Raw genomic sequence first — 10,257 nt, 5'->3', positions numbered from 1 at the left:
TGCCATCCGCCTCACGCTGCGAGGCCAGCCAATCGCCGTGCCGGCCTGAACGGCAGCACGACCTCGTGAGCAATTACCCCTGCACCGCTTTCGCAGTTCGGTGGATAGTCGATTCCTCGTTCTAGACGTCGTAGTCGACCGCGATGACGATGAGGATGTCGCAATCGTCGACTTGCTGGAGTTTTCTGGGTCGCCGTTCTTTTCGGTCAGTCCGCATCTACGGCACCTCATCGACTACGCGCTATATTGGTGCTCTCGCGGAGATGCAGCCCATATCTCCCCGGATTGGACGCGATTGCTCATCGCCGACACGACGTTCGACGCACCGGTATCAGCTCGCCCGGATACCCGAGCCATGTCCAAAGCCTGCGGTTTCATCGAAGCGCACTTGGCCGAGCCTGTGCTCGTGCCGGAGATCGCCCGGCAGGCCGGCGTGAGCGAGCGAAGGCTGTTGTCGCTTTTCCACGCCTCGCGCGGGATCACGCCTCATGCTTACCTCATGGAAAGGCGGGTCAAGCGAGCCCTCGCCCTCCTGCAAGACACGGACACGCCGATCTCCGAGATCGCTTTGCGCACGGGCTTCGCTGACCAGAGTGCCATGACACGATGGATCCGAAGGCTCCATGGCACCACGCCGGCGCGGTTTCGCAAAGCTCGGATGGGCTGAGCCTTCGCTGCAGTTTGCGGAAACGCTCCAAGCGAATGCGAGCTTGATCAATCATCAGGCGGACGGCCTGGGAGAGAGTCGTGGGGACTGAGGTCGCCATCGGGACTCGCCTTGCTCGTGAAAACTGTCCAAAAACGAACCCTGCGTCCAGGTGTCGGCGATCCCCGCACCAGCGGTCCGAAAGCCTGGGCGACCGCCCTCGGGGTGATGGCGATCGTGCTCTGGTCTGCACTCGCGCTGCTGACGAGATCGAGCGAATCCGTCCCGCCCTTCGAACTCCTCTTTCTCACCTTTGCCGTCGCTTTCGCGTCCAGTGTTCCTGTGCTCGCGTTCCGGGGGCGAAAAACCTTCTCCGCGTGGAAACAGCCGAAATCAGCGTGGATTTTCAGCTTTTCCGGAATCTTCGTTTATCACGCACTGTACTTCTATGCGTTGAGCCGCGCTCCGGCCGCCAAGGCCAGTCTGATCGCCTATCTCTGGCCTATGCTGATGGTGCTTTTTTCTGCGGTGATGGATCGCAGCACGATGCTCCCGCGCCACTTCGTGGGTGCAACTTCAGGCTTTATCGGCTCAGCGTTCGTCATCCTCGACCGGACGCAGTCGCCCGTCGACGAAGGTCATGTCGACGGCTACCTGGCCGCAGCCGGATGTGCCATCGTCTGGGCGGCCTATTCGGTCCTGAACCGGCGGTTTCGCAATATCCCGAGCGACATGATCGGGGGGGTGTGCGGTTTGGTGGCGGTCGCGGGCCTCCTCGTGCACCTGATGGCCGAACCGACCGTCCCGCCGACAGCCAGCGCATGGGTCAGCATCGTCCTGCTCGGCTTGGGACCGGCTGGCGCTGCGTTCTTTGCCTGGGACTACGCCACCAAGCACGGCCACGTTCCGATTCTCGGCGCGCTGTCCTACTTCGCCCCCCTCCTTTCAACGCTGCTGCTTGTCGTGGCCGGTTCGACGTCGGCGAGCCCGGGCTTGGTCACGGCGGCGCTGCTGATCGTGGCGGGCGCGACCGTGGCCTCCTTCAAGCGCGATCGAGGTCGATCCTTGTCACCCGAGCCAGAGCGATGACGATGGACATTCCATCATCCCACACGCGCATGTGAGCCTTCACGCAAGTTGAGGGGTCCTCAGTTGCGGGCTGTCGCGACGGAGCGCGTCACGCGGCCCCGATGTTCCTCAGGAACACCGCCCAATCGTCCAGCCGCAGCGCCCCGCCGCTGGCCTGCTCGTGGCCGCCGCCGTAATTGTCGTCGGCGCCGGGTGGCGCGACCTCGCGCAGGAGCGCGATGAGGTTGCGGGGCAGGGCGGTGCGGGCGGCGAAATGCACCCAGCCCACCCGGTAGCCGTGGTTCGCCGCCAGCACCACCTTGTCCTTGAGGCGCATGCGCCAGGTTTGGGCGATCAGCGGGTGGATCTGGCAGCCGGAATCCATCTCGATCAGGGCGAAGTCGCCGAACATCCTGGGGGCGATCTTCTTCGCGGCCTCCGTCGCGGCCTTCACCTCCTCGCGCGCGGCGTGAAGCGCGTCGAGGCCGGGGTGGCGGCCGCTGAGCAGGTCCTTCGGGCTGTCGGCGGCGAGCAGGAGGTCGAGCGCGGGGCCGTAGTCGCCCGTCGCGGTGCGGCGGGGCGCGTTGATCAGCGACACCGCGTCCCGGATGGCGGTCGCGGTGTAGAGCTTCTTCGCCGCCGCGAGCTCGGGGAAGGGGGCCTTGTCGCCGAGGTCGCCGACGAGCCCCACGGCGCAGAGCCACAGGAGGTCGTCGGACGGCGCCAGCGCGGAAGCGCAGCGGTAGGCCATCAGGCTCGTGGTCGGCACCGGATCCTCCGCGTAGCCGGACAGGACCGTCACGTCGCCGAAGCTTTCGGCGGCACGGCGCGGCACGTGGTGGTCGACCACGACCGTCGGCAGGCCGGGCAGCACGGCCTCGGCGCGGGTGCCGAGGTCGCCGACCACGAAGCCCGAAACCTCCCGCCCCGCGAACTCGGCCCGGATCTCCTCCGACCACGCGCTTTCGCCGCGGCCCACCACGCGCACGACGGCGTCGTGACCGGCGCGGCCGAGCGCGCGCTTGAACAGGGCGCCGGCCGACAGGCCGTCGGCATCGTTGTGGCACAGCACCGCGACGGGCCGGCCGGGGTCGAATCCCGCCAGCGCCGCCTTGAAAGTCTCGCCCGTGTCCATCGCCATGCTGGCCTCCATGGCTCGGCAACGGCGGTGCCGCGGCGGCGTTCCGCGGGCGGATCGCCCCAGGGGCGGGCGCCGGCGCGCTTGCATTTTGGCGCCCGCCGTCGCTGATGCGGCCGAGCGAAGGGGACGAGATGCGATGCGGCGGGCCACGGTAGAGCGCAAGACCAACGAGACGGCGATCCGCGTCGAGGTGGACCTCGACGGGAGCGGGCAGGCGGAGATCCGCACCGGGGTCGGCTTCTTCGACCACATGCTCGACCAGATCGCCCGCCACGCGCTGTTCGACCTCAAGGTCGAGGCGCAGGGCGACCTCCACATCGACGACCACCACACGGTGGAGGACACCGGCATCGCGCTCGGCCAGGCCATCGGCCGCGCGCTCGGCGACAAGCGCGGGATCGTGCGCTACGCCGACTGCCACCTCGCCATGGACGAGTGCCTGACCCGGGTGGCGCTGGATTTCTCGGGCCGCCCCTTCCTGGTGTTCCGCACCGAGTTCGGCACCGGCAAGATCGGCACCTTCGACACGCAGCTCGTGCGCGAGTTCTTCCAGGCCCTGGCGATGCACGCCGACCTGACGCTGCACGTGGAAACGCTCTACGGCCTCAACGACCACCATATCGCGGAAAGCTGCTTCAAGGGCGTGGCGCGGGCGATGCGCCAGGCCGTGTCGGTCGACGAGCGCACCCGCGACCGCATCCCCTCCACCAAGGGCACGCTCGGCGGCTGAGCCCTGGAGCCCGCGAAGGGCCTGTGGCCCTTCGATCCCGATCTTCCGCGAGGCTCCCATGAGCGATCCCATCCTGGTCACCGGCGCGTCGGGCTTCGTCGGCTCGGCGGTGGCGCGCGCGCTCCTGGCCGAGGGCGAGCGCGTGCGCGTGCTGCTGCGCCCCACCAGCCCCCGCACCAACGTGGCGGGCCTCGACGTCGAGGTCGCCGAGGGCGACATCCGCGATCGCGCTTCCGTGGCGCGGGCGCTCGACGGCTGCCGCCACCTGTTCCACGTCGCCGCCGACTACCGCCTGTGGGCGCCCGACCCCGAGGAGATCGTCCGCGCCAACCTCGACGGCACCCGCGCCGTGATGGAGGCGGCGCGGGACGCCAAGCTCGAGCGCGTCGTCTACACCTCCTCGGTCGCCACCCTGAAGCTGCGGCTGGACGGCGTGCCGGTCGACGAGACCGCGCCGAACGCGCCGGAGACCACCATCGGGGCCTACAAGAGATCCAAGGTGCTGGCCGAACGCCTGGTGGAGAGCATGGTGGCCGAGGGGCTGCCGGCCGTGATCGTCCTGCCCTCGACCCCCATCGGCCCGCGCGACGTGAAGCCCACCCCCACCGGCCGCATCGTGGTGGAAGCCGCCAACGGCAGGATGCCGGCCTACATCGACACGGGGCTGAACCTCGTCCACGTCGACGACGTGGCGCGGGGCCACCTGCTGGCGTGGAAGCGGGGGCGGGTCGGCGAGCGCTACATCCTCGGGGGCCAGGACGTGAGCCTCGGCGAGATGCTGCGCGTCATCGCGGGCCTCGTCGGGCGCAAGCCGCCCACGATCGAACTGCCGCGCGGCCCCATCTTCCCGCTCGCCTATGCGGCCGAACTGGTGGCCCGCTTCACGAAGCGCGAGCCCTTCGCGACCGTCGACGCGCTGAAGATGGCGAAGTACCGGATGTTCTTCTCCTCCGCCAAGGCGGAAGCGGAGCTCGGCTACGCGGCGCGGCCCCACGCGGACGCGCTGGCCGACGCGGTGCGGTGGTTCCGGGAAGCGGGACACATCGGCGGCGTCCGGGCCGCGGGGCGAACCCGGTAGCTCCGCCGGGGTGGCGGCATCCGTGCTGCCCGTGGGGGTGACTTCCGCTCGGCGGCGGCACGGAAGAATTCCGGCTGTCCAGCCCCGCCGCTTCACCTAAGATCGCCGTCGTTGCAGCGCGATTCGCGACCCAGGATTGATGTCCGGCGAGGGGTTCAGAGATGCCGGAATCGTCGTCGCGGCGCATCGGACCGGGAAACCTGGGATGTCCTTCGACGCCTTCGACGACGATCTCCAGCGGGCGGCGCTCGAACCGGATCGCTGGCCCGACCTGCTGCACGGCATCGGCCGGCAGGCGAGAGCCCTGGGCGCGATCCTGATCTCCGAGGCTCACCAGATCCCCGTCCCGCCGATCTCCCGCGATCTCGAACCGCTGATGACCCGCTATTACGGGGAAGGCTGGAACACCCGCGACATCCGCTTCCGCGGCATCGAGACGGCGCTGCGCACGGGCGCCGTGACGGACGAGAACGTCCTGTCCCGCGACGAGATGGCCCGGTCCTCCTATTACCAGGAGCTGCTGAGGCCGGAAGGCTGCTGCTGGTTCTGCGGACTCCACTTCGACGTCGCGGGCAGCGCCTGGTTCCTCACCCTGCAGAGGACGGTCCGGCAGGGGCCCTTCGAGCCCGACGAGGTCGCCCGGCTGAAAACCCTGCGGCGCCCCCTGCAGACGGCGGCGAGCCTGTCGCACGCCCTGTCCTTCGCCCGGGTGTCGGGCATGACGGACGCGTTCGAGCACATCGCGAAACCCGCCCTGATTCTGGACGAGCGCGGCCTCCTGATGCGCTGCAACGACCGCGCCGAAGCGATGCTCGGGACGCTGGTCGAACTGCGGCATCGCGAGATCAGGTTCAAGGACGGGGCCAACCAGCGGGCCTTCGATGCGGCGTTGGCCCGGGCCAAGCCCGGGGCCGCCCTGGGCGGGCCCGCGCCCGGGGCGGCCATGCTCTCAGGCACGCGGCCGGACGTGGCATCGCGGTCGACGCCATCGCGCTCGGGGACTGGGGCCGCTATTCCTTCACGCAGGCGAGCGTCCTCGTCCTCCTCGACGCGGTGGGCGACGAGACCCGACGGCCGGAGGCGGCGCTGCCCGCCCGCTACGGGCTCACGGCTGCCGAACTCCGCATTGCCACCGAACTCGCGGCCGGCTCCTCCCTGCGGGCGATCGCCGACCGGCATCGCATCAGCTACGAGACCGCACGCACCCAACTCAAGGCCGTGCTGTCGAAGACGGGGACGCGGCGACAGTCCGAACTGGTCAGCCTGGTGCTCCTCGGGACAGGGAGCGGCCGGTGACACCGACGGCGGCTCTTCCTCACCCGTCCTGAGCCGGCCCGCAGGGCCATGTCGTCCTTCGACAGGCTCGGGACGAGGGAGGTGGAGGCGGGACCTCACGACGGACCGCCGTCGGTGGGGACGGCCGGTGAACGAGATTTCGCCCCGATCGCTCCGCGATATCGCCGCTTTTCTCGAAACTCCGCGCCGCATCCCCCAATCGGGTGATGCGCCTCGCGATGGTACGCCTTACCATGGCAATTCAGGGCAAGAAGTATAAAAATAAGAATCTGGAACATTCCACAGACAGTTAACTAAGATAATGCTGCCTGATGTATCGCAATAATTATTTCTGACAATAACAATTTGCCGAACGGAAGTCGGCGTCTCAGACGAGATCGACGGAGCGACGGAGGGTGCCAATGTGAGAATATTCTATCTGATCATCATGTCGTTCGGTCTGGCGTCCTGCTATGCGGCGACGGAATCAGACCTGGTGACCAGGAGCCCGCGACAGGATACGCCCCAGCTTGCCACGATGGGCCCCGGAGTCCCTCGCCTGTCCACTCCCACGGTGACCACGGCACGGACTGTGCTCGCCTATCACGGCGATCTCCAGCGGTGCCAAAACGAAGCCGCCCTCGTCCTCGGCTCCGATCGCGCGACGGATGACGTCGCCGCCTTGAGGCGGGAATTGAGCCAGGTCACCCCCGGAAAGACGCTGGATCTCCGCTATAAATCCGGAGATCTGGCCCTGGAAAGGGACAAAAAGGTCAAGGTGTGCCTGACTCGACTGGGGTACTCCATCAAAGACTAGAACCATCGCCACATCCTGCGCTCCTCGCCGAGCGCCTCACACTTGAAAGGTCATGATCATGAAGAACATCGTACTTGCCGCCGGCGCCCTCCTGTCGGTCGCGGCGAGCAACGCCTCCTGGGCGGACACCTACGACTACCGGGCACCGAACCCCACGACGACCTATTACGTCTGCCATCACCAGGCGCACTACGTCGTCAACGATCGCGCGAAGAGGCTCAAGGGCGGCGCCGAAACGTCGGTCGCCAGCGCCGATGGGAGCACCGTGACGATCGGCCGGAGCCCGGACGTCTACCTGCAGACGCAGCGGCTCGTCACGCCGGAATGGCAGTCCCTGTCGACCAGCGGCGTCTGCCTGGACTGACCCGGGATCGGGCCGAACGGGCCGGCTCGCGGATCACGGGCGGGCGCGGCGCTCGGACCAGCCCGCTCCCGCATCGCGACGCGCTCGAACCGCGACGCTTCAACGACATCGGCGCGCGGGGAGGCTCGTCTTCCGGCGCGCCGCTCGTGTGACGCTCGGTTCGGCGCTGCCTCACGTCTGCGGTTCCGGACCGGACGCGGCGGGAGCCGCGACGTCGACCCGCCGTGAAGCGGGCGCGCGAGGGGCCTCGGCGGTGGCGGTGGTGCCCAGGATGCGCTTCAGGTCCTTCACCGACACCGTGAGGTAATCGACGCCGTCCACCACGCAGGCGCGGGCCACGAGCCTGCGGGAGGCCGCGAGCCGGGGACTCAGGCCGATCTGCTTCTGCAAGCCTTGCAGCACTTCGAGGTCGTCGACGGTCTTGGCGGCGGGCGGTTCGGCCCGGGGATCGACCCCCGTTTCCGTCGCGTCGATCCTGTTCCCCGTTTGGCAATATTTCAGGACGCCGCCGCCGCTCGAGATGAGGTCCGTGCAGGTCGCGACGGCGCTCGACTCCGGCGCGGTGGCGCAGCCCGCGAGGACGACGCACGATGAGATGACCGCGAGCTTCAGAATCATCCGGATTCCCCCGATTGGGCCGGAGAATGAGCGAATATGGTTAACAAAACGGAACCGGCGGTCCGCCGCCGATGCCGGATGCCCGGCCGGGGGGGCCTTATCGCCGCCGCCGGGCGGCGCCGAAGCGCTCGGGAGATGTCCACCCCGGGGCCCTCGACGGCCGACGAGGGATCGCCGCCCCTTCGAATACAACGGATCGACGCAGCGCCGGTAATCCCGTTTAAACCATTTCGGTTGAAGTTCGGCCCGCGTCCGGAACGCGACGCACCGAAAGGTTGGTTCGTTCGATGACCTCCGCCTGCGCCATCGGCGTGGCCATAGCATCCACGCTCCTGCTCGCGCTCCTGTCGGCGGCTCCCCGCGTGGACCAGATCGCGGCGGTCTTCCCGCCGTGGTGGAGCCCGGCCCGGGCCGCCGCCGCGGCGGCCGGCGCCGGAAGCGTCGCGGGGATGGGCGCGTGGCGCTCGGTGGTGATCGTGCGCGGCGATGCCGCCGGTCTCGCGCTCCGCCTCCGGCGCTCGGGCGCCCTCCTCACCCTCGACGCGCGGTCCTTCGCGATCTGCGGTCTCCCCCAAGCCGGACGTCTGCCATGACCTTCCCGTTCGACAGCATCGCGACGCAGCGCCGGGTCGCCGGCCACCTGATCGTCGGCTTGATCTGGCTGCTGGTGCCCGTCGTGGCGGCCATCGGCTGGCTGCAGGGCACCGAAACGCCGTGGGCCGTGATCGCCGCCGCGGCCTGCGCCGCCCCGGCGACGGCCGCCTGGTGGTTTGCGGGCTCGACCGCCTTCAGCCGATCCCTGTCCGGCGTCGTCCTGATGGCGCAGATCTCTCTGCTGGTCGCCGACGGCGGTGCCTGGCAGGTCGACCTCCACATGGCCTACTTCGCCGCGCTGGCGCTCCTCGTCGTCTACAACGATTGGCGCGTGATCCTCGCAGCCGCCGCCACCGTGGCGGTCCACCACCTCGCCCTGAGCTACGCGGTCCCATCCCTGGTGTTCGGCTCGTCGAGCCTCGACCGCGTCGTCCTCCACGCCGTCATCCTGGCGGTTGAAGCCGGGGTGCTGATCGCAGTCACCGCCAGCATCGGCGCGATGTTCCAGGTGTCCGAGCGCTCGCTCGCCTCGGCCGAGGCGGCCATGGGGGATGCCCGGGCCTCGTTGGCGACGGCCGAGGCGGCCCGCGCCGCCGAAACGGCCGCCCAGGGCCGGTCCATCGTCGTCCAGTCCGAGGCCCGCACGGAGGAGCGGTCCCTCGTGCGGGACTCCTTCGGCACCGCCATCGGCCTCCTCGCGCGTTGCGACCTGGTCCACCGCATCGACCGGCAGCTCCCGGGCGAATACGGCAGCCTGCGCGACGACTACAACGCCGCGCTGGGGCAACTGCAGAGCACGGTGGTCCTCGCGGCGACCATCTCCGAAACGGTCCGGGCCGGGGCGGCCGAGGTCGCGTCCAACGCCGACGACCTGTCGCGGCGGGCCGAGCAGCAGGCCGCGAGCCTGGAAGAGACCGCAGCCGCGCTGGGCGAGATCACCGCCACGGTGCGCCGCACCGCCGAAGGCGCCCGGCAGGCCCGCGCCGCCGTGGGGCAGACCCGGTGCGACGCCGAGCAGTCCGGCGAGGTCATGCGCCAGGCCATCGCCGCCATGGGGGGCATCGAGGCCTCGTCCGGCCGCATCGGCCAGATCATCGGCACGATCGACGAGATCGCCTTCCAGACCAACCTCCTGGCGCTGAACGCCGGCGTCGAGGCCGCGCGCGCCGGGGACGCCGGCCGGGGCTTCGCGGTCGTGGCCTCCGAGGTTCGGGCGCTGGCGCAGCGCTCGGCCGAGGCCGCGAAGGAGATCAAGGGGCTGATCTCGGCCTCACGCGCGCAGGTCGGCGACGGCGTCGCCCTGGTGAGCCGGACGGGGGCCGTGTTGGAGCGGATCGTGGCTCAGGTGTCCGACATCGATGCGGCCGTGGGCGCGATCTCCGCCTCGACCCACGAGCAGGCCGACGGCCTCGACCAGGTCAATGCGGCGGTGAGCCAGATGGACCGGATCACCCAGCAGAATGCCGCCATGGTGGTCGACACCACGGCGACGAGCCACGCGCTGACGCGGGAAGCGGACGAGCTGTCGCGACTGATCGCGCGATTCCACGTCGACGGGGCGGATCGGGCCGCGGCAGCCCCGCGGAGAGGCGACGTCCCCGCACCCGCTCGGGACAGTTTCGCCGCCGTGGTGCCGTTCCGCAAGGCCGGACGGGGCTGAGGGGAGCGGCCGCGCGCCGCGGCCGGAGGCGGCGGTCGGCCCTGCCGTCAGGCTTCCTCCACCAGCCCCACCCAATAGCGGATCCCCGCCGGGATGGCCCGGTCGTGGAAGTCGCAGGCGGGGTGGTGGAGCCCCGCGGTGTCGCCGTTGCCGATGAACGCGAAGGCGCCGGGCTTCTTCTCGAAGAAGCGCGCGAAGTCGATTTCCACGACCGATGGAGGTGGTGCGCCCGCTCGGGAAGGACCAAGCCCAACAAGGTGCCGACC

Annotated in this window: 11 protein-coding genes and 1 pseudogene; 9 read left to right on the top strand and 3 right to left on the bottom strand. The window is 69.4% G+C overall.

Annotated features, from left to right (window positions below; translation table 11 throughout):
• The first annotated feature begins 295 nt into the window (after positions 1-295).
• Together D3273_RS16960 and yddG are read left to right on the top strand one after the other, a co-directional pair.
• Positions 296-667 carry a helix-turn-helix domain-containing protein gene (locus D3273_RS16960; protein WP_129228073.1) on the top strand — a complete coding sequence of 124 codons (372 nt, stop codon included), beginning with the start codon at positions 296-298 and terminating at the stop codon, positions 665-667.
• A gap of 117 nt (positions 668-784) precedes the next feature.
• On the top strand, positions 785-1,735 hold the full coding sequence (gene yddG, locus D3273_RS16955; RefSeq protein WP_245501227.1) for an aromatic amino acid exporter YddG: 951 nt from the start codon (positions 785-787) through the stop codon (positions 1,733-1,735).
• A gap of 88 nt (positions 1,736-1,823) precedes the next feature.
• Here yddG and D3273_RS16950 read toward each other — a convergent pair whose 3' ends face one another.
• Positions 1,824-2,855, bottom strand: a complete 1,032-nt coding sequence (locus tag D3273_RS16950; RefSeq protein ID WP_129228072.1) for a DHH family phosphoesterase — start codon at positions 2,853-2,855, stop codon at positions 1,824-1,826.
• Positions 2,856-2,991: 136 nt separating this feature from the next.
• On the opposite strand from D3273_RS16950, the gene hisB reads away from it, so the two are divergent.
• The 5 genes from hisB to D3273_RS16925 all read left to right on the top strand — a co-directional run bounded on the left by hisB (position 2,992) and on the right by D3273_RS16925 (position 7,119).
• Positions 2,992-3,585: an imidazoleglycerol-phosphate dehydratase HisB gene (gene hisB, locus D3273_RS16945; protein ID WP_129228071.1), complete on the top strand. Its 594-nt coding sequence runs from the start codon at positions 2,992-2,994 to the stop codon at positions 3,583-3,585.
• Positions 3,586-3,643: 58 nt separating this feature from the next.
• Positions 3,644-4,663 carry a hopanoid-associated sugar epimerase gene (hpnA, locus tag D3273_RS16940; protein ID WP_129228070.1) on the top strand — a complete coding sequence of 340 codons (1,020 nt, stop codon included), beginning with the start codon at positions 3,644-3,646 and terminating at the stop codon, positions 4,661-4,663.
• 205 nt (positions 4,664-4,868) lie between these two features.
• Entirely contained in the window at positions 4,869-6,218 is a 1,350-nt protein-coding gene (locus D3273_RS16935; RefSeq protein WP_129228069.1) for a hypothetical protein, read from the top strand.
• A 144-nt stretch (positions 6,219-6,362) separates the two neighbouring features.
• Complete coding sequence (locus D3273_RS16930) at positions 6,363-6,755, top strand: hypothetical protein (protein WP_129228068.1); 393 nt, start codon at positions 6,363-6,365, stop codon at positions 6,753-6,755.
• Positions 6,756-6,813: 58 nt separating this feature from the next.
• Positions 6,814-7,119 carry a hypothetical protein gene (locus tag D3273_RS16925; protein WP_129228067.1) on the top strand — a complete coding sequence of 102 codons (306 nt, stop codon included), beginning with the start codon at positions 6,814-6,816 and terminating at the stop codon, positions 7,117-7,119.
• 171 nt (positions 7,120-7,290) lie between these two features.
• On the opposite strand, the gene D3273_RS16920 is transcribed toward D3273_RS16925, so the two are convergent.
• Positions 7,291-7,737, bottom strand: a complete 447-nt coding sequence (locus tag D3273_RS16920) for a hypothetical protein (RefSeq protein WP_129228066.1) — start codon at positions 7,735-7,737, stop codon at positions 7,291-7,293.
• A 287-nt stretch (positions 7,738-8,024) separates the two neighbouring features.
• Here D3273_RS16920 and D3273_RS16915 point away from each other — a divergent pair, with 287 nt between their 5' ends.
• Positions 8,025-8,330, top strand: coding sequence for a hypothetical protein (locus tag D3273_RS16915; protein WP_129228065.1), 306 nt, complete (start codon positions 8,025-8,027; stop codon positions 8,328-8,330).
• A complete protein-coding gene (locus D3273_RS16910) occupies positions 8,327-9,991 on the top strand; it encodes a methyl-accepting chemotaxis protein (protein WP_129228064.1) in 1,665 nt (554 codons plus the stop codon). Before D3273_RS16915 ends, D3273_RS16910 begins: the two co-directional genes overlap by 4 nt.
• 47 nt (positions 9,992-10,038) lie before the next feature.
• Here D3273_RS16910 and D3273_RS16905 read toward each other — a convergent pair.
• Positions 10,039-10,167 (bottom strand): annotated as a pseudogene (locus D3273_RS16905) (amidohydrolase); the annotation flags it as partial.
• Between the last annotated feature and the right edge of the window lie 90 nt (positions 10,168-10,257).

The sequence above is a fragment of the Lichenibacterium minor genome, assembly GCF_004137685.1.
In the GTDB taxonomy this organism is placed as follows: Bacteria; Pseudomonadota; Alphaproteobacteria; order Rhizobiales; family Beijerinckiaceae; genus Lichenihabitans; species Lichenihabitans minor.
The sequence above is the reverse complement of the archived record's forward strand: the minus strand, read 5'-3'. Positions and strand labels throughout refer to the sequence as shown.

Bases quoted from the DNA above. Each gene is read 5' to 3' on its own strand.
- D3273_RS16950 (WP_129228072.1), bottom strand. From the start codon at position 2,855: ATGGCGATGGACACGGGCGAGACTTTCAAGGCGGCGCTGGCGGGATTC.
- hisB (WP_129228071.1), top strand. From the start codon at position 2,992: ATGCGGCGGGCCACGGTAGAGCGCAAGACCAACGAGACGGCGATCCGC.
- hpnA (WP_129228070.1), top strand. From the start codon at position 3,644: ATGAGCGATCCCATCCTGGTCACCGGCGCGTCGGGCTTCGTCGGCTCG.
- D3273_RS16935 (WP_129228069.1), top strand. From the start codon at position 4,869: ATGTCCTTCGACGCCTTCGACGACGATCTCCAGCGGGCGGCGCTCGAA.
- D3273_RS16925 (WP_129228067.1), top strand. From the start codon at position 6,814: ATGAAGAACATCGTACTTGCCGCCGGCGCCCTCCTGTCGGTCGCGGCG.
- D3273_RS16920 (WP_129228066.1), bottom strand. From the start codon at position 7,737: ATGATTCTGAAGCTCGCGGTCATCTCATCGTGCGTCGTCCTCGCGGGC.
- D3273_RS16915 (WP_129228065.1), top strand. From the start codon at position 8,025: ATGACCTCCGCCTGCGCCATCGGCGTGGCCATAGCATCCACGCTCCTG.
- D3273_RS16910 (WP_129228064.1), top strand. From the start codon at position 8,327: ATGACCTTCCCGTTCGACAGCATCGCGACGCAGCGCCGGGTCGCCGGC.